Source organism: Daejeonella sp. (assembly GCF_044232565.1).
Classification (GTDB): domain Bacteria; phylum Bacteroidota; class Bacteroidia; order Sphingobacteriales; family Sphingobacteriaceae; genus Daejeonella.
Genome location: NZ_JBIILQ010000028.1, coordinates 1 through 18708 on the forward strand (window position 1 = coordinate 1; position 18708 = coordinate 18708).

Annotated in this window: 17 protein-coding genes; 11 read left to right on the forward strand and 6 right to left on the reverse strand. The window is 36.4% G+C overall.

Translation table 11 applies throughout. The features are described 5' to 3' along the window. The 10 genes from secE to ACILQF_RS02990 form a co-directional block, all read left to right on the forward strand. Nucleotides 1-258, forward strand: a 258-nt coding sequence (secE, locus tag ACILQF_RS02945) for a preprotein translocase subunit SecE (protein ID WP_395625925.1), incomplete at its 5' end; no start/stop codon positions are given. A gap of 10 nt (nucleotides 259-268) precedes the next feature. Continuing rightward, entirely contained in the window at nucleotides 269-811 is a 543-nt protein-coding gene (gene nusG, locus ACILQF_RS02950) for a transcription termination/antitermination protein NusG (RefSeq protein WP_395625926.1), read from the forward strand. Between the two features lie 162 nt (nucleotides 812-973). Then, nucleotides 974-1417: a 50S ribosomal protein L11 gene (gene rplK / locus ACILQF_RS02955; RefSeq protein ID WP_395625927.1), complete on the forward strand. Its 444-nt coding sequence runs from the start codon at nucleotides 974-976 to the stop codon at nucleotides 1415-1417. Nucleotides 1418-1439: 22 nt separating this feature from the next. After that, complete coding sequence (rplA, locus tag ACILQF_RS02960) at nucleotides 1440-2138, forward strand: 50S ribosomal protein L1 (RefSeq protein ID WP_395625928.1); 699 nt, start codon at nucleotides 1440-1442, stop codon at nucleotides 2136-2138. A 2-nt stretch (nucleotides 2139-2140) separates the two neighbouring features. Next, complete coding sequence (gene rplJ / locus ACILQF_RS02965) at nucleotides 2141-2659, forward strand: 50S ribosomal protein L10 (RefSeq protein WP_395625929.1); 519 nt, start codon at nucleotides 2141-2143, stop codon at nucleotides 2657-2659. A 59-nt stretch (nucleotides 2660-2718) separates the two neighbouring features. Then, nucleotides 2719-3096, forward strand: coding sequence for a 50S ribosomal protein L7/L12 (gene rplL / locus ACILQF_RS02970; RefSeq protein ID WP_395625930.1), 378 nt, complete (start codon nucleotides 2719-2721; stop codon nucleotides 3094-3096). Nucleotides 3097-3244: 148 nt separating this feature from the next. Beyond that, a complete protein-coding gene (gene rpoB / locus ACILQF_RS02975) occupies nucleotides 3245-7054 on the forward strand; it encodes a DNA-directed RNA polymerase subunit beta (RefSeq protein ID WP_395625931.1) in 3810 nt (1269 codons plus the stop codon). Nucleotides 7055-7139: 85 nt separating this feature from the next. Next, the gene (gene rpoC, locus ACILQF_RS02980; protein ID WP_395625932.1) at nucleotides 7140-11426 is read left to right on the forward strand and encodes a DNA-directed RNA polymerase subunit beta'; all 4287 of its coding nucleotides are present in this window, start codon (nucleotides 7140-7142) and stop codon (nucleotides 11424-11426) included. A gap of 90 nt (nucleotides 11427-11516) precedes the next feature. Further along, nucleotides 11517-11831: a DUF3467 domain-containing protein gene (locus tag ACILQF_RS02985; protein WP_395625933.1), complete on the forward strand. Its 315-nt coding sequence runs from the start codon at nucleotides 11517-11519 to the stop codon at nucleotides 11829-11831. After that, the gene (locus ACILQF_RS02990) at nucleotides 11832-12533 is read left to right on the forward strand and encodes a potassium channel family protein (RefSeq protein WP_395625934.1); all 702 of its coding nucleotides are present in this window, start codon (nucleotides 11832-11834) and stop codon (nucleotides 12531-12533) included. On the opposite strand, the gene miaA is transcribed toward ACILQF_RS02990, so the two are convergent. From miaA to ACILQF_RS03020, 6 genes are all read right to left on the reverse strand, one after another. Further along, nucleotides 12505-13404, reverse strand: coding sequence for a tRNA (adenosine(37)-N6)-dimethylallyltransferase MiaA (miaA, locus tag ACILQF_RS02995; RefSeq protein ID WP_395625935.1), 900 nt, complete (start codon nucleotides 13402-13404; stop codon nucleotides 12505-12507). The genes ACILQF_RS02990 and miaA overlap by 29 nt on opposite strands. 28 nt (nucleotides 13405-13432) lie before the next feature. After that, nucleotides 13433-14071 (reverse strand): hypothetical protein, encoded by a 639-nt coding sequence (locus tag ACILQF_RS03000; protein ID WP_395625936.1) that lies wholly within the window; start codon nucleotides 14069-14071, stop codon nucleotides 13433-13435. 73 nt (nucleotides 14072-14144) lie between these two features. Further along, a complete protein-coding gene (locus tag ACILQF_RS03005) occupies nucleotides 14145-15560 on the reverse strand; it encodes a CCA tRNA nucleotidyltransferase (RefSeq protein ID WP_395625937.1) in 1416 nt (471 codons plus the stop codon). A gap of 144 nt (nucleotides 15561-15704) precedes the next feature. Next, nucleotides 15705-16271, reverse strand: coding sequence for an L-threonylcarbamoyladenylate synthase (locus tag ACILQF_RS03010; protein ID WP_395625938.1), 567 nt, complete (start codon nucleotides 16269-16271; stop codon nucleotides 15705-15707). Then, a complete protein-coding gene (locus tag ACILQF_RS03015; protein WP_395625939.1) occupies nucleotides 16265-17383 on the reverse strand; it encodes a glycosyltransferase family 4 protein in 1119 nt (372 codons plus the stop codon). The genes ACILQF_RS03010 and ACILQF_RS03015 overlap by 7 nt, the downstream gene beginning before the upstream one ends. A gap of 63 nt (nucleotides 17384-17446) precedes the next feature. Further along, nucleotides 17447-18265 (reverse strand): 2,3,4,5-tetrahydropyridine-2,6-dicarboxylate N-succinyltransferase, encoded by an 819-nt coding sequence (locus tag ACILQF_RS03020; protein ID WP_395625940.1) that lies wholly within the window; start codon nucleotides 18263-18265, stop codon nucleotides 17447-17449. 78 nt (nucleotides 18266-18343) lie between these two features. On the opposite strand from ACILQF_RS03020, the gene ACILQF_RS03025 reads away from it, so the two are divergent. Further along, nucleotides 18344-18708, forward strand: a 365-nt coding sequence (locus tag ACILQF_RS03025) for an RNA-binding S4 domain-containing protein (RefSeq protein ID WP_395625941.1), incomplete at its 3' end; no start/stop codon positions are given.

The window sequence follows — 18708 nt, forward strand, 5'->3', positions numbered from 1 at the left end:
GAGGTCTCCAAAACCTTTGATCAGGGTTCGAATCCTTGTTCCCGTGCTTACGCTAAATGTAAAATGGCTAACGTAGTAGAATTTTTAAAAGAATCATATACAGAAATGACCCAGAAGGTTACTTGGCCTACTTGGGTGGAATTACAAAATTCAGCTGTATTGGTATTAATAGCATCAATAATAATTTCACTTGTGATTTTAGCTATGGATGAGACTGCTGGTAATGCGCTGAAGATGTTTTATAAATCTCTGGCATAATTAAAGCACTATGAGCGATCAATTAAAATGGTATGTTGTAAGAGCTGTTAGCGGCAAGGAAAAGAAAGTTAAGCAATATTTAGAGGCTGAAGTGAATCGTTTAGGCATATCACATCTGTTACCTCAAGTATTGATTCCTATGGAAAAATACTACCAGATGAAGGAAGGAAAAAAAATTGCTAAAGAACGCAATTTTTATCCTGGTTATGTCTTAGTTGAGGCAGCTTTAGATGGGGAATTAGAACATGTAATCAAAGGTATAAACAGTGTAATTGGATTTCTTGGTGACAAGGGAGGAAATGCTGTTCCAATGAGAGCTGCAGAAGTTAACCGCATTCTTGGTAAAGTTGATGAGATGGCCGAACAAGGTGAATCAATGAATGTACCTTATTATGTTGGCGAGAATGTAAAAGTTATGGATGGGCCGTTTAGCGGGTTTACCGGTGTGATTGAAGAGGTAAATGAAGAGAAAAAGAAACTTAAGGTTATGGTTAAGATCTTCGGTAGAAGAACACCTCTTGAGTTGAATTATATGCAAGTTGAAAAGGAATAGTACTGAGTACGGAGTACAAAGTATTGAGATATAAAGACATAAAAAATATTTTCAGTGAGTGAGTATCTATGTACTATGTACTAAATACTATATACTTGCCAAAAACCTTAAATGTTACTTAGCTTCCACTACGAACATTGAGTTAAAAACAAATAAATAAAAATGGCAAAAGAAGTCGGTGCTTTAATAAAGTTACAGATCAAGGGCGGCGCTGCTAATCCATCTCCACCAGTTGGTCCCGCATTGGGAGCAAAAGGTGTGAATATCATGGAGTTTTGCAAGCAATTCAATGCACGTACCCAAGATAAGCCTGGTAAAGTTTTACCGGTTGTAATCACTGTCTATGTTGACAAGTCATTTGATTTTATCATTAAAACTCCACCGGTTGCTATCCAATTATTGGAAGCTACAGGTTTAAAGAGTGGTTCTGCAGAGCCTAACCGTAAGAAGGTTTCCAGTGTTAGCTGGGATCAGGTTGAAAGCATAGCCAAAGATAAAATGACAGATTTGAATGCATTTACTGTCGATTCAGCCATGAAAATGGTTGCTGGAACAGCACGCAGTATGGGAATTACCGTTAGCGGTGATGCACCCTGGAACAATTAATTATACAAAATCAGTTTAAGAAGTGGCTAGATTAACAAAAAATCAAAAATTGGCACATTCAAAAATTGAGGAAGGTAAAGCATATACTTTAACTCAAGCTGCGGCTTTAGTTAAGGATATTACCACTAGTAAATTTGATGCATCGGTTGATTTGGACGTACGTTTAGGCGTAGATCCACGTAAGGCGAATCAAATGGTTAGAGGTATTGCTAATCTCCCTCATGGAACCGGTAAAACTGTCCGCGTTTTGGTACTTTGTACTCCTGATAAGGAAGCAGAGGCTAAGGCAGCAGGCGCAGATTTTGTTGGTTTAGATGAATATATTGCCAAAATAGAAGGTGGATGGACTGACGTTGATATCATTATTACCATGCCTAGTGTGATGGCTAAAGTAGGTAAACTCGGCCGAGTTTTAGGTCCGCGTAACCTTATGCCAAATCCTAAGTCGGGAACTGTTACCCAAGATGTGGGTAAGGCAGTTACTGATGTTAAAGGTGGTAAGATTGATTTCAAAGTTGACAAAACAGGAATCATTCATACTTCGATCGGAAAGGTATCATTTGATGCTGATAAAATTTATGAAAATGCACTTGAAGTAATTCAAACCATTTCAAAATTAAAACCATCAGCAGCAAAGGGAACTTATTTCAAGAGTATTCATATCTCTTCAACAATGAGTCCGGGAATCGAAATTGAAACTAAATCAGTAGCGGGAATCTAATCATGAGAAAAGAAGAAAAACACGAAGTTGTTCTTGCTTTAACAGAGACGATTGCTGAGTATGGTAATTTTTATATTACCGACACTGCAAACCTGTCTGTAGCAAAAGTAAATGATATTCGCCGCAAATGTTTCGAGAGTGGTATCAAGATGCAAGTTGCTAAAAACAAGCTTATCAGAAAGGCTATGGAAGCCTCTGAAGGTGATTTTAGTGAAATGTTTGATGTACTTAAAGGTTCTTCATCTATTTTATTCTCAAAGACAGCTAATGCTCCGGCAAAGTTGATCAAACAATTGAGAAGAACTGGTGACAAACCTGTACTTAAAGCTGCATATATTGATTCTTCAGTATTCATTGGTGACAATCAATTAGATGCTCTAGTGAACCTTAAATCTAAGGAACAATTAGTGGCAGATATTATTGCATTGCTACAATCTCCAGCTAAAAATGTTGTTTCAGGCTTACAGTCTGGTAAAAACAAATTAGCAGGAATTGTTAAAACATTACAAGAAAGAGGTTAACGGGCACCTAAAAGTTCGAATAAATTATTAAAGTATTGAAATTTTAAAATTAAAATAAAATGGCAGATTTAAAATCGTTTGCTGAGCAATTAGTAAACTTAACAGTAAAAGAAGTTAACGAATTAGCTCAAATTCTAAAGGATGAGTATGGTATTGAGCCAGCAGCAGCAGCAGTAGCTGTAGCAGCAGTAGGTGGTGGTGATGCACCAGCAGCAGCAGTAGAGCAGACATCTTTTGATGTAATCTTGAAAGATGCTGGTGGTGCTAAATTAGGTGTTGTTAAGCTTGTAAAAGATCTTACTGGCCTAGGTTTGAAAGAAGCTAAAGATTTAGTTGATGGAGCACCAAAAGAAGTTAAAACTGGTGTTGACAAAGCTGAAGCAGAGGCTTTGAAAAAGCAGTTAGAAGAAGCTGGAGCTACTGTTGAGATTAAGTAATCCTTAACTCATAATTTATGGTTTAGACCCCGATTTTCGTCGGGGTCTATTTCCATTTGTATAATACCCATTTAAATGTATGATCTACATTGTCAGATTTTTGACGTAAAAGGTCGAAGTTTATTTACTAAACTAAATTCTCAATCCCTTGGCAAACAAAATTAAGCACACCGAAAGAGTAAATTTTGCTACCAGTAAGCATGTGATGGATTATCCTGATTTTCTGGATGTTCAACTGCAATCTTTCAGGGAATTTTTTCAGCTTGAAACTACTTCCGACAACCGTCATCAAGAGGGTTTGTTTAAAGTTTTCTCTGAAAACTTTCCGATCTCTGACTCAAGAAACATATTCGTTTTAGAATTTCTTGATTATTTCATTGATCCCCCACGTTATGATATACATGAATGTATTGAACGTGGTTTAACTTACAGCGTTCCATTAAAAGCTAAGCTTCGCTTGTCTTGTAATGATGCAGAACACGAAGATTTTGAAACAATAGTTCAGGATGTTTATTTGGGAACTATCCCTTACATGACTCCTAAAGGAACCTTTGTGATAAATGGTGCTGAGCGTGTAATTGTTTCTCAATTACACCGTTCACCAGGAGTGTTCTTCGGTCAGAGCCGTCACACGAATGGAACCAAATTGTATTCAGCTCGTGTAATTCCATTCAAAGGATCTTGGATTGAATTTGCAACAGACGTAAATAACGTCATGTATGCATACATTGATCGTAAGAAAAAGTTCCCTGTTACCACTTTATTACGTGCAATAGGTTACGATTCTGATAAGGATATCCTAGAGTTATTCGAATTAGCGGATGAAGTTAAAGTTAGCAAATCTGGCTTGAAAAAAGCAGTTGGACGCAAGCTTGCAGCAAGAGTGCTCAAGAAATGGGTCGAAGATTTTGTTGATGAGGATACCGGTGAAGTAGTTTCTATTGATCGTAATGAGATCATTATGGAACGTGAAACCGTTTTAGAAGACGAACATATCGATATGATCATCGAAGCTGGAGTTAAAACAATCATCCTTACCAAAGAGGATGCTGTAAACAGCGGTGATTATACCATTATATACAATACCCTACAAAAAGATACATCTAACTCAGAGAAAGAAGCGGTGGAGCATATCTATCGTCAATTACGTAACGCTGAACCACCTGATGAAGAAACAGCTCGTGGTATCATCGATCGTTTGTTCTTCTCTGACAAACGATATGATCTTGGTGATGTAGGTCGCTACAGAATAAATCGTAAGCTAAAATTAGCTACGCCTGTTGAGACAAAAGTTTTAACAAAGCAAGATATTATTGCCATCGTTAAGTATTTGATCAAATTGATCAATTCCAAAGCGGAAGTGGATGATATTGATCACTTATCAAATCGTCGTGTTCGTACAGTTGGTGAACAATTGTATGCGCAGTTTGGTGTTGGTCTTGCTCGTATGGCTCGTACCATCCGTGAAAGAATGAATATTCGTGATAACGAAGTATTTACTCCTACAGATCTTATTAATGCCCGTACACTTTCATCTGTGATAAACTCCTTCTTCGGAACAAATCAGTTGTCGCAGTTCATGGACCAAACCAATCCTCTTGCCGAGATTACGCACAAGCGTCGTCTTTCAGCTTTAGGCCCTGGTGGACTTTCTCGTGAACGTGCAGGTTTTGAGGTTCGTGACGTTCACTACACTCACTACGGTCGTTTATGTACTATTGAAACGCCAGAGGGACCGAATATTGGTTTGATATCATCTCTTTGTGTGCACGCCAAGATTAATAATCTTGGATTTATTGAAACTCCTTACCGTAAAGTTGAAAATGGTCGTGTGGTTGTTGAAGAGTCTGTAATTTACCTTTCTGCAGAAGATGAAGAAGGTAAAACTATCGGCCAAGCAAATGCCGTTTACGATGATCAAGGTAATTTCCAAACTCCAAGTGTAAAAGCACGTTATGAAGGTGACTTCCCGGTAATTGAACCTAAGAAATTAGATTTAATGGACATTGCTCCAAACCAAATCACTTCCATCGCTGCATCATTGATTCCTTTCTTGGAGCATGATGATGCTAACCGTGCTTTGATGGGCTCCAACATGCAACGTCAGGCTGTACCATTGTTGCGCCCTGAAGCGCCAATTGTTGGTACCGGACTTGAAGGTCGTGTGGCTCGTGATTCACGTACTCTTATTAATGCAGAAGGTAAAGGAGTTGTTGAATATGTAGATGCTAATGAAATCCGTATCCGTTACGAAAGAAATGAAGACGATGTTCTTGTATCTTTTGAAGGAGAGGTTAAATCATACCGATTAATTAAGTTTAAGAAAACTAACCAGAGTACTTGTATCAACCTTAAACCAATCGTTAAGAAAGGTCAGAAAGTTGAGAAGGGTCAGGTTCTTTGTGAGGGTTATGCTACTCAAGATGGAGAATTGGCACTGGGAAGAAACCTCAAAGTTGCATTCATGCCTTGGCAAGGATTTAACTTTGAGGATGCGATTGTAATCTCTGAACGTGTTGTTTCACAGGATATTTTTACTTCTTTACACATTGAAGAATTTGAATTAGAAGTTCGTGATACAAAACGTGGTGAGGAAGAATTAACACCAGATATTCCAAACGTTTCTGAAGAAGCTACTAAAGATCTTGACGAAAACGGAATTATCCGTGTTGGAGCTGAGATTAAAGAAGGTGATATTTTGATTGGTAAAATCACTCCTAAGGGTGAATCTGATCCTTCACCGGAAGAAAAACTTTTACGTGCCATCTTTGGTGACAAAGCAGGTGATGTAAAGGATGCTTCATTAAAAACACCTCCATCAATTCATGGAGTAGTTATTGACACTAAATTATTTTCTCGTGCTAAGAAAACAACTAAACAAGAAGAGAAAGCTCTTATTGAGAAGTTAGATGCTAAGCATAATAAAGCGGTTAAGGAATTAAAAGATACCTTAATTGAGAAATTGTTCGTGATTGTGAATGGTAAAACATCACAAGGTGTTTACAATGTGTATAAAGAACTATTAGTTGCTAAAGGTGTAAAATTCACCCAAAAGATTTTAATTGAGCTTGAATATGCAAACGTTAACCCCACTAAGTGGACAACCGATGAGGATAAAAATGAATTAATTAAACAAACTCTTCACAACTACAATATTAAGTTGAACGAAGAGCTTGGAGCATACAAACGTGATAAGTTCGCAATTAGCGTAGGTGATGAACTTCCATCAGGAATTGTTCAAATGGCTAAAGTTTATGTTGCTAAAAAACGTAAGCTTAAAGTAGGGGATAAGATGGCTGGTCGTCACGGTAACAAGGGTATTGTGGCTAGAATCGTTCGCGATGAAGACATGCCATTCCTTGAAGATGGAACGCCAGTGGATATCGTGCTTAACCCGCTTGGTGTACCTTCACGTATGAACCTTGGACAAATTTATGAGACTGTTTTAGGATGGGCTGGTAAAGAACTTGGAATGAAGTTCGCAACGCCAATTTTCGATGGTGCATCTCATGATGAGGTTGAAGAATGGGTTGACAAAGCAGGAATTCCTAAATCTGGAAGAACTTATTTATACAATGGTTTAACTGGAGATCGTTTTGACCAACAGACAACAGTAGGTATTATCTACATGTTGAAATTGGGCCACATGGTTGATGATAAGATGCATGCACGTTCAATCGGACCATATTCATTGATTACACAACAACCTTTGGGTGGTAAAGCTCAGTTTGGTGGTCAGCGTTTCGGTGAGATGGAGGTTTGGGCATTAGAGGCATTCGGTGCTGCTAATATTCTTCAGGAAATACTTACTGTTAAGTCTGATGATGTGGTAGGACGTGCAAAAACCTACGAAGCGATTGTTAAGGGTGAAAACCTTCCAACTCCATCAGTTCCGGAATCATTCAATGTATTGGTTCATGAATTAAGAGGTCTAGGTTTGGATATCACATTGGATTAAGTTATAAGTGATGAGTTGTAAGTAATTAGTTTCGACCGATTTACTTACAACTCACAACTTAAGACTTACAACTAAAAAAAAAGCTATGTCTTACAAGAAAGATAATAAAATAAAAAGTAATTTCACTTCGATAACCATTAGTTTGGCTTCTCCAGAGTCTATTTTGGAGCGTTCAAGTGGTGAAGTGTTAAAGCCGGAAACTATCAACTACCGGACTTACAAACCTGAGCGTGATGGCTTATTTTGCGAGCGTATTTTCGGTCCTGTAAAGGATTACGAATGTCACTGTGGAAAATATAAGCGTATCCGTTATAAAGGTATTGTCTGCGATCGTTGTGGTGTTGAAGTAACTGAAAAGAAAGTTCGTCGTGAGCGTATGGGTCACATTAATTTGGTGGTTCCTGTTGCACACATCTGGTATTTCCGTTCATTACCAAACAAAATTGGTTATTTATTAGGTTTGCCTACTAAAAAGCTTGATTTAATTATTTACTACGAGCGTTATGTAGTAATTCAAGCGGGACTTAAAGAAGCTGATGGAATTCAAAAAATGGACTTCCTAACGGAAGAAGAATATTTGGATATCCTAGATACTTTACCAAAGGAGAATCAATATCTTGATGATAAGGATCCTGAGAAATTCATCGCTAAGATGGGTGCTGAGGCACTTCAGGATTTATTAGGTCGCTTAGATCTTGATCAGCAGTCTTATGACCTTCGTCATCAGGCAGCAACTGAAACTTCGCAGCAACGTAAAACAGAGGCTTTAAAACGTCTTCAGGTTGTTGAAGCTTTCCGTGGTGCAAATACTAGAATTGAGAATAGTCCGGAGTGGATGATTGTTAAAATCGTTCCAGTTATTCCGCCAGAATTGCGTCCACTAGTTCCATTGGAAGGTGGTCGTTTTGCTACTTCAGATTTAAATGATCTTTACCGTCGTGTAATTATTCGTAACAATCGTTTGAAGCGTTTGATTGAAATCAAAGCACCAGAAGTTATTTTACGTAATGAAAAGCGTATGCTTCAAGAGTCTGTTGATTCATTATTCGACAACTCACGTAAGGTAAATGCCGTTAAAACAGAGGGTAACCGTGCATTAAAATCTCTTTCAGATATTTTAAAAGGTAAGCAAGGTCGTTTCCGTCAAAACTTATTAGGAAAACGTGTGGATTATTCAGCACGTTCAGTAATTGTTGTAGGGCCGAACTTGAAACTGCATGAGTGTGGTCTACCTAAAGATATGGCAGCAGAGCTTTTCAAACCATTTATCATTCGTAAAATGATCGAAAGAGGAGTGGTAAAAACAGTAAAGTCTGCTAAAAAGATTGTAGATCGTAAAGATCCAATTGTTTGGGATATTCTTGAAAATGTGTTGAAAGGTCACCCAGTATTGTTAAACCGTGCGCCAACATTGCACCGTTTAGGTATACAATCCTTCCAGCCAAAATTAGTTGAAGGTAAGGCAATTCAATTACATCCATTAGTTTGTACGGCATTCAACGCGGATTTTGACGGTGACCAGATGGCAGTGCATTTACCACTTGGTAATGCTGCAATATTGGAAGCCCAAATGTTAATGCTTGCCTCACACAACATTCTTAACCCTGCAAATGGTACTCCGATCACTGTACCTTCACAGGATATGGTTTTGGGTCTTTACTACATTACTAAAGGCCGTAGAACTGATGAAACTCGTGTGGTATTAGGTCAGGATCAAACTTTTTATTCTCCTGAAGAGGTTATTATCGCTTATAATGAGCGTAAAATTGACCTTCATGCATTTATTAAGGTTAAAGCCTTTGTAAAAGAAAAAGATGGAAGTTTAGTTAAGAAAATAATCGAAACTACCGTTGGACGAGTTCTATTTAACCAAAGAGTTCCAGTAGAAGTTGGATATATTAATGAATTACTTACTAAGAAATCACTTCGTGATATTATTGGTGATGTTGTAAAAAATACTGGTATGGCTCGTGCAGCACAATTTCTTGATGATATCAAGGAATTAGGTTTCCAAATGGCATTCCAGGGTGGTCTTTCCTTTAATCTTCAGGATCTTAACATTCCTGCTGAAAAGTCACACCTAATTGAACAGGCAACGAAGGAAGTTGAAGAAGTAATGAACAACTATAACATGGGTTTCATTACCAACAACGAACGTTACAACCAAATTATTGATATCTGGACTCGTATCAATAATCGTCTTACTGCCAATGTGATGAATCAGCTTTCTAGCGATAATCAAGGCTTTAACTCGGTTTATATGATGCTAGATTCTGGAGCTCGTGGTTCTAAGGAACAGATTCGTCAGCTATGCGGTATGCGTGGTTTGATGGCTAAGCCTCAGAAATCAGGATCAGGTGGTGAAATTATTGAAAATCCTATTTTATCAAACTTTAAAGAGGGATTATCGGTATTAGAATACTTTATATCTACCCACGGTGCTCGTAAAGGTTTGGCTGATACGGCTTTAAAGACTGCCGATGCAGGTTACTTAACTCGTCGTTTGCATGATGTTGCCCAAGATATGATCGTGGGTGAGCCAGATTGTGGAACATTAAGAGGAATTTATACAACTGCATTGAAGGATAATGAAGATGTTGTTGAACCTTTATATGATCGAATTTTAGGTAGAACTAGCTTACATGATGTATATGATCCGCTAACTAATGAATTATTAGTTTCTGCCGGTGAAGATATTGAAGAGGATGTGGCTCTTAAAATTGAGAATTCTCCACTTGAGGGAATTGAAATTCGTTCTGTTCTTACTTGCGAAAGTAAGCGTGGTGTTTGTGCTCTTTGTTACGGACGTAATCTTGCAACAGGTAAACGTGTGCAGATGGGTGAGGCTGTTGGTGTAATTGCTGCACAGTCTATCGGTGAGCCTGGAACACAGTTAACATTGCGTACATTCCACGTAGGGGGTACTGCATCTAACATTGCAGCTGAATCACAAATCAATGCTAAGTTTGATGGTGTAATTGAGTTTGAAAATGTTAGAACTGTAAGTCACACAACTCCAGAAGGACCTTTAGAGGTTGTTTTAGGACGTTCAGGTGAATTCCGTATCGTAGAACCAGGTACTAACAAAATGATCATGTCAAATAACATTCCTTATGGTGCATATTTGTACGTTAAGGATGGTGCTAAGATTTCTAAAGGCGACAAAATCTGTAGCTGGGATCCATATAACGCGGTTATCATTTCCGAGTTTGAAGGTAAAGCTGAATTTGAAGCAATTATTGAAGGTGTTACCTTCCGTGAAGAATCTGATGAGCAAACTGGACACAGAGAGAAAGTTATTATTGACACCCGTGATAAAACCAAAAACCCTGTTATTCGTGTAGCGGATAAAAAAGGAAATGGTATCAAAGGATATAATATTCCGGTAGGTGCTCACATTGCTGTTGAAGAGAATGAAAAAGTGAAGATTGGACAAATCATCGCAAAAATTCCACGTTCTACTGGTAAAACACGAGATATCACCGGTGGTTTACCTCGTGTAACTGAATTATTCGAAGCACGTAACCCATCAAATCCTGCTGTTGTAACAGAAATTGATGGTGTTGTAACCTTAGCTGGTGTTAAACGTGGTAATCGTGAAATGTCTATTGAATCAAAAGATGGACAAATTAAGAAATACCTTGTTCCATTGTCTAAGCATATCCTTGTACAAGATAATGACTTTGTGAAAGCTGGTATGCCTTTATCAGATGGTTCAATCTCTCCTGCTGACATCTTATCTATTAAAGGACCAGCAGCAGTTCAAGAATATCTTGTTAATGGTATTCAGGAAGTATATCGTCTGCAAGGTGTGAAGATCAATGATAAGCACTTTGAAACTATCGTTCACCAAATGATGCAGAAAGTGATGATTGAAGATGCTGGAGATACTCGTTTCCTTGAAAAGGAATTGGTTGATCGTTGGGATTTCCAATTAGAAAATGATGAAATCTATGATAAGCGTGTGGTTATTGAGCCAGGTGATTCACCAAACTTAAAGCCAGGTCAAATTATTTCTGTACGTAAATTAAGAGATGAGAATTCAGTTCTTAAACGTAAAGATTTAAAACTTGTTGAAACTCGTGATGCAATTGCAGCTACTTCAAGCCAAATGTTGCAGGGTATAACTCGTGCTTCATTAGGAACTAAATCATTCATCTCTGCAGCTTCCTTCCAGGAAACTACCAAAGTGTTGAATGAAGCAGCAATCAGTGGTAAGCGCGATAATCTATTAGGCTTGAAAGAAAATGTGATCGTAGGTCACTTGATTCCTTCAGGTACAGGATTACGTCAGTACGAGCGTATCATTGTGGGTTCTCAAGAAGAATATGATAAATTACTGGCTTCCAAGAAGGAAGAAGTGGAGGCTTAATCCAAACCAGTTTATGATAAAAAAGTCCTTCTGAAAAGAAGGACTTTTTTTATTTCACAATAATTATCCCATTATTTATAACTTTATGGTATGGAAGAAAAAAACATCGATAATCAATTAAATATTGAACTTTCTGAAGAAGTTGCAGAAGGCATATATTCAAACCTAGCCGTAATAACACATTCTAATACTGAGTTTGTTTTAGATTTTATTAGGGTAATGCCAGGTGTTCCAAAGGCACGTGTAAAATCAAGAATTGTACTCACTCCGGAACATGCTAAACGATTCCTAATAGCCCTAGAGGAAAATATTGAAAAATTTGAGGCTATAAATGGTCGCATTCAAATTAATGAAGGTCAACCAGGAATTCCAATGAATTTTGGAGGTCCTACAGCACAAGCCTAATTGAAAAAGCATTTCAAGAAATTGGTTTTTGGAAGTCAGGATGCTGAAAAGTTAAAATCATCTCCTGCAAGTCCGTATTTCAAAAAAATTAAAAATGTGTGGGATAGTTCTCATTACCAAGATTTTGGAATTGAGCGCTTAGTTCGATTGTTTCTAGTTACGTCAAGACTTTTATTTCCAGGAATTTATATTGAACTACTTAGTAGAAATTTAGCTACACATTCAAAGAAAATTTACGGTGAATTATATGTTGTTTATAAAACAATATTGCCGTTCATTATGCTTTATTATGGCCTTTGGCATCACTATTGGCTTTATATTTTCAATATTTATCTTTTAATAGAGACTTTCTTGTACGTTTTTAATAAAATTTTCTTGCCTGAGCATAATAAAGAAAATTTGGTAAATAGATCTGTAATTTTATTGTTTTTCAATTTCTTTGAGCTAATAGCTTCTTTTGGAGTTATTTATGCAGCAGGCAATTATTTAAATATGCCAATTGCTAGCTGGATTGATGCGCTATATTTTAGTTTTATAACTGGCGTTACAATTGGTTATGGCGACTATTACCCAGTTAACGATACTGGTAAAGTTTTGGTCATGATTCAAATAATCAGTACTATATCTTTTCTTTTCTTGTTCTTTAATTTTTTTGCTCCAAGAGTGCAAGATGTTAAAGAATGGAATTCAGATACTGAATAATTGGTTCTAGTTGATCAGGGCTAAACCATTTAATGTCCTCTGATTTATTAAACCAAGTCAACTGCCTTTTGGCGAATCTTCTTGTGTTTTGCTTGATCTTTTCGATGGCTTCATCCTTTGTACATTTTCCGTCTAAATAATCGAATATTTCTGAATATCCAACGGTATTTAATGCATTTAGGTGTTTGTATTCTTTTAGGCTTTCAACTTCTTCCATTAATCCAGCAATAATCATTTCATCTACGCGAGAATTTATACGTTGATATAATGCTTCTCGATTGGTATTGAGCCCAATTTGCACGATATTAAATAGCCTTTCTTTTTTTTTGTGCTTGCGTAAGGATGAAAATGTTTCCCCCGTGCTTTCAAATACTTCTAAAGCTCTGATAACGCGTTGCGGGTTATTTCTGTCGACTTCTTTATAATAATTGGGGTCAACAATTTTTAGCTTTTCTTGAAGATAAATGAGCCCATTTTCTTCAAAAAGTTTGTTTAATCCGCCTCTAATCTCCTCTGAAGCTACTGGAAGGGGGTCAAACCCATGGCAAACGGCATTTATAAATAAACCTGATCCACCAACCATAATTACATGCTTGTGTTTCAGGAACAAATTATTAATAATTTCTATAGATTGTTTTTCAAAGTCGCCAGCATTAAATTGGTTCAAAATAGAATGGCTATCGATTAAATGATGTTTTACTGCTTCAAGCTCTTCTTGTGATGGCTTAGCAGTACCAATGTTCATTTCTTTATAAAATTGCCTTGAGTCGGCAGATATGATCTCTGTTTTATAATATTGGGCTAGTTTAATAGCCAATGCTGTTTTACCAATTGCAGTAGGACCCGCAATAATAATCAATGTATTATTCATTGGTAAATAGCTTTAAGGCTTTTAGATTTTAATAATCATCCTTTTGAAGATCTTCTGAATCATAACCATCATTATCAGAAAACTCATCCATGAATTCATCTTTTTCTTCATCTTCCTCTTCTGTCTCAGTATTGATGCCCATTTCACTCATTTCTTCTAAGTCCTCAGTATCTTCGGCCTGAAAATCTAGCTCATTAAGAAAATCAAAATCATCGGAAATTGGCTTTGTTACAGTTGGAGCAATTATTGTGCTTCCTACCATTTTTGGAGCTTCCCCTTGAGTTCTTGAAACATATGGATATGTTTTTCCTGATTCTTCATCAAGAAGTATTTTAACTAATTCAACATGAAAATCAAATGGTCGTTCGAAATTATAGGTGTAGTAAAATTTTTGATGAGGATCATCAATAAAACTGCTTAGCCTAGATTTTTCCATGGTAGCTACACCGTTATTAATTTTACGTTCATTAGGAAGTAAGGCAATTTCATCGCTTTTTTTCCACTGGTCATTACTCACATAAAAAGAAGATGGTAAATCTGGATTGTATCCTGTTGATTGGTGAATAGTGCGATGGAGGTCTTCAAATGTATGATTTGATTTGATGTCGATATCGCGCTCGATATCATCATAGTCTTCAAAAGAAACCTTAAATCTATATATTGCCATTATTATTAATTCTTAATCTATCACAAAAATACTATTTGTAAAGACTGTTAATTTATTTTATTGAAATTTTATATTAGTCTTGTTTAAACTCTACAGGTATTAGACCGAGTTCTTTTCCTTTACACAGCATAAATTCAAAAGCTTCCTCTCTTGAATTCTTTATTTCTCCTTCAAGAATGGCTTCCCTAATTTGGTTTTTAATGATTCCTACACTCTTACCTGCACTCAAATTAAAGGCCTTCATGATATCTTCTCCACTAACTGGAGGTTGCCAGTTTCTAAGCTGGTCGCTTTCCTCTACATCCTTTAGCTTCTGTTTTACAAGGTCAAAATTACGGCGATATTTTTTTATTTTATATTCATTTTTTGTAGTTACATCTGCATTACATAGTAACATTAAGTTGTCAATTTCTTCTCCTGCTTCAAATAATAAACGTCTAACTGCTGAGTCGCTAACCACATCTTGCGCTAATACTATTGGTCTTAAGTGCAATTGCACCAACTTCTGTACCAATTTCATCTTTTCATTTAATGGAAGCTTAAGTTGGGCAAATATTTTAGGCACCATGCGTGCTCCGCGGTCTTCGTGTCCATGAAATGTCCATCCATGACCAGGCTCAAATCGTTTTGTTGCGGGTTTTGCAATGTCATGAAGAATGGCGGCCCATCTTAACCATAGATCATCGCTGTTTTCAGATAAATTGTCAAGGACTTGAAGCGTGTGGTAAAAATTATCTTTATGTCCTTTGCCATCTATTGTATCTACACCATGAAGATCAGCCATCTGTGGAAAAATTTCGCGCAGTAGGCCTGTATCAAACAAATAAATAAATCCCTTAGATGGTTTTGGTGCTAGGATAATCTTGTTCAGCTCATCAGTAATTCTTTCGGGTGAAACAATTTTTATTCTATTGCAATTTTTTTTGATGGCTTCAAGCGCATCTTGATGAATGGTGAAATTTAGTTGAGTCGCAAATCTTATTGCTCTTAACATTCTCAAAGGATCATCAGAAAATGTTTCAATCGGGTTTAAAGGAGTGCGAATAAGTTTATCTTCCAAATCTTGGATACCTCCAAATGGATCTAATAAGTTTCCAAAGTTATCAATGTTTAAACCTAAGGCCATTGCATTGATACTAAAATCACGGCGTTTCTGGTCATCTTCAAGCGAGCCATTTTCAACAATAGGTTTGCGAGATTCGGCACGATAAGACTCCTTTCTTGCACCAACAAATTCTATATCGAGATCGTCATATCTAAGCATGGCAGTGCCAAAATTTTTAAAAACTGAAACTTTGGTATGCAATAATTTACCTGCAGCCTCTGCAAATTTAATCCCATTTCCAATAACAAGAATGTCGATATCCTTGGATGGTCGTTTGAGGAAAAGATCTCTTACAAAGCCCCCAATGACATATATTTCGGTCTTTGTCTCCTCAGCTAATATGCTAAGTTTTTTAAATATGGGTTGTTGTAAATGTTCTTTCATAAAAATAAGATCCGATCTCAATAAAGGGAAACATGGATCGAGAAACCTGATTTGAGCAGGCTCCATACTATCCGCAAAGGACAACATATTATTGCAATTTTCATTGTAAATTTGAAAATTGATGGATAAATTTTAACAAATTCCTTATTTTCTGATGAACGAAAATAAACCACCCGGATCGAGTTTCATAATGGTTGATGCTTTCTTTTTTGACATATCATCTTGCTCCCAATTAACGACATAGTCAACGCCTTCCTTAATTTTATCACTTATTTCACTAAAATTAGCAGGTGAAGCTTCGCCACTAACATTAGCTGAAGTAGAAATGATTGGTTTTTTGAATCTTTGCAATAATTGTTCGCAAAAAGGATGTTTTACTATCCTAATGCCAATACTACCATCTTTTGCAATTGCATTTACAGCTAGGTTTTTAGCGCCAGAATAAATTATTGTTAATGGATTTTCGGTGTATTCGATAAGATCATAAGCGACTTCTGGGACCTCTCTTACGTAACTTTGAAGCTTGTTGTCGTTCTCTAATAATACTATCAAGCTTTTCTCTTCAGATCTTCCCTTTAACTTAAATACCTTTTCAACAGCCTCTGCATTTGTTGCATCACAACCAATTCCCCATATCGTATCGGTAGGGTAAAGGATTAAGCCCCCACTTTTCAATATTTCTAGAGCTTTATTTACTTCGTCTCTTAGCATTTAGATATTTTTTGGTATAGTTTAATTAATTTTTCCGCAATCTTTTGATTTGAGAAATTTTTGATATGCTCGTATCCTGCAAGAATCATTTTTTCTCTTTGTTCTTTGTTATTTAGTACAAATTGGATTTGCTCGGCTAATTCATTACTGTTTTTGGGATCTACATAAATGCTCCCTGGGCCGCCAGCTTCTTCGAGGCATGATCCAGTGGCCGCAATTACGGGTACTCCAGAACTTAAAGCCTCTACTATTGGAATACCAAATCCTTCAAATTCGGATGGATATATAAATATTTTTGCTTTTTGGTATATTCCGGGAAGATCCTTAAATGAGACATTTTTTAGAAAATGAACCCTGTCTTTTAAATTGTTTGCTTCAACATAATTTTTTACGATTTGTGAATAGGGCGTTTCCTTCCCAATAATCACCAGATGAATTTTAGAATCAAGTGACTTTAATGCTTGAACAATTAATAAAGCATTTTTACGTCTTTCGATAGTACCTACATTTAACAAATACTCATCAGGAAGCTGATAGTTTTCTTTGATTCTATTTTTCTCAATTGCAGAAAATGGGGTGTGAAAGCTAGAGTCACAGTTTTGATAAATTACTTCAATTTTAGCTTCTTCTAAATTATAGAAATTTATTAAATCACGTTTTGTTTGTTCACTAATGGCAATTATTTTGTCAGCATGTTTACAAGCATATCGGACTTTAAACTCATAAATTTTTCTATCTATAAATGGGTAGTAATGAGGATATCTATAAAATATAAGGTCATGAATTGTTACTACAGAGGCAATATTTGATGTTTTTAAACCGAAAGGTATCTCATTACTGAGTCCGTGGAAAATATCAATTTTTTCATTTTTCAAGTCTTTAACAATTCCAAAACTTCTCCAAATACTTTTTAACAATTGTTTTTTAGGGTAATAAAAACTGATGGATTTTGATTTTGAAAAATGTAATTCATTTTTCGGCTTGGATGGCGAAAAAACTGAATACTGATTGTTGGGATAGTAATCGGCAAGAATTTGGAGAATAAATCTGCTATAGTTTCCTAAGCCAGTAAAATTTTTTGTGATACGTTTACCGTCGAATCCTATTTTCATATTTATGCTATAAATTAAAAAGGATGGTTTGTGCATCCTTTTTAATTAAAAAAAGCTCCTTTTTTAAACGGCCACATTATTATCTCTCAATGCATCATTAAGAGATGTTTTTTTATCGGTTGATTCTTTTCTTTTGCCAATTATAAGGGCGCAAGGCACTTGGAATTCGCCAGCTGGAAATTGCTTCGCGTAAGAACCAGGAATAACCACTGATCGTGATGGAACCACTCCTTTGTATTCAATTGGCTCATCTCCAGTAACGTCAATAATTTTTGTAGACGCAGTAAGAACAACATTGGCACCTAAAACAGCCTCTTTTTCTACGTGTACACCTTCAACAACAATCGCTCTAGATCCTATGAAGCAATTATCTTCAATAATAACCGGCGAGGCTTGTATTGGCTCTAAAACACCTCCAATGCCAACACCGCCACTTAAATGAACGTGTTTTCCTATTTGAGCGCATGAACCAACCGTAGCCCATGTGTCAACCATGGTGCCTTCATCTACATAAGCACCAATATTTACGTAGGAAGGCATCATTATTACACCTCTTGCAAGAAATGCACCATATCGGGCAATTCCATGAGGTACAACCCTTACTCCATTTTCTTTATAATCTGTTTTTAACTTCATTTTGTCGTGAAACACAAAAGGTCCCACTTCAATTTCCTTCATTTCTCTGATTGGGAAGTAAAGAATTACAGCCTTCTTAATCCAGTCGTTTACATGCCAGCGATCTCCGATTTGCTCAGCAACTCTGATTTCTCCTTTGTCGAGATGTAAAATAACCTGCTCTATAGCCTCTTTGTATTCTTTGAAATTGATGAGATTACGATCATCCCATGCATTTTCTATTAATTTTTTTAATTCGCCAGTCATAATATAATTTATATACAAATTAAAGGAATTTATGCCAAATTTTGTATGAATCAGTCAATTCTTATGTAATTTTGTAGTATGTCTGAATCCGAAAAATTACGTATTGATAAATATTTATGGGCTATACGTGCCTTTAAAACAAGAAGCATTTCTACTGAAGCTTGTAAAGCAGGAAGGATAAAATTAAATGGACAAAATTTGAAGGCCTCGCATTTAGTTAAAATAGGGGAGGTTTATACGGTTCAAAAGGGTAGTGATAAAAAAATAATTGAGGTTATAGCACTACTAGAAAGACGAGTAGATGCTAAAACAGCGATTAATTTTTACAAGGATCTTACACCGATTGAAGATACACCAGCCTATAAATCAATGTTCCAAAGTCCCAATTTAAGTAGAGATCGGGGTGCTGGAAGACCAACAAAAAGAGATCGTAGAGAGATTGA

Bases quoted from the DNA above. Each gene is read 5' to 3' on its own strand.
- nusG (WP_395625926.1), top strand. From the start codon at position 269: ATGAGCGATCAATTAAAATGGTATGTTGTAAGAGCTGTTAGCGGCAAG.
- rplK (WP_395625927.1), top strand. From the start codon at position 974: ATGGCAAAAGAAGTCGGTGCTTTAATAAAGTTACAGATCAAGGGCGGC.
- rplJ (WP_395625929.1), top strand. From the start codon at position 2,141: ATGAGAAAAGAAGAAAAACACGAAGTTGTTCTTGCTTTAACAGAGACG.
- rplL (WP_395625930.1), top strand. From the start codon at position 2,719: ATGGCAGATTTAAAATCGTTTGCTGAGCAATTAGTAAACTTAACAGTA.
- rpoC (WP_395625932.1), top strand. From the start codon at position 7,140: ATGTCTTACAAGAAAGATAATAAAATAAAAAGTAATTTCACTTCGATA.
- ACILQF_RS02985 (WP_395625933.1), top strand. From the start codon at position 11,517: ATGGAAGAAAAAAACATCGATAATCAATTAAATATTGAACTTTCTGAA.
- miaA (WP_395625935.1), bottom strand. From the start codon at position 13,404: ATGAATAATACATTGATTATTATTGCGGGTCCTACTGCAATTGGTAAA.
- ACILQF_RS03000 (WP_395625936.1), bottom strand. From the start codon at position 14,071: ATGGCAATATATAGATTTAAGGTTTCTTTTGAAGACTATGATGATATC.
- ACILQF_RS03005 (WP_395625937.1), bottom strand. From the start codon at position 15,560: ATGAAAGAACATTTACAACAACCCATATTTAAAAAACTTAGCATATTA.
- ACILQF_RS03010 (WP_395625938.1), bottom strand. From the start codon at position 16,271: ATGCTAAGAGACGAAGTAAATAAAGCTCTAGAAATATTGAAAAGTGGG.
- ACILQF_RS03015 (WP_395625939.1), bottom strand. From the start codon at position 17,383: ATGAAAATAGGATTCGACGGTAAACGTATCACAAAAAATTTTACTGGC.
- ACILQF_RS03020 (WP_395625940.1), bottom strand. From the start codon at position 18,265: ATGACTGGCGAATTAAAAAAATTAATAGAAAATGCATGGGATGATCGT.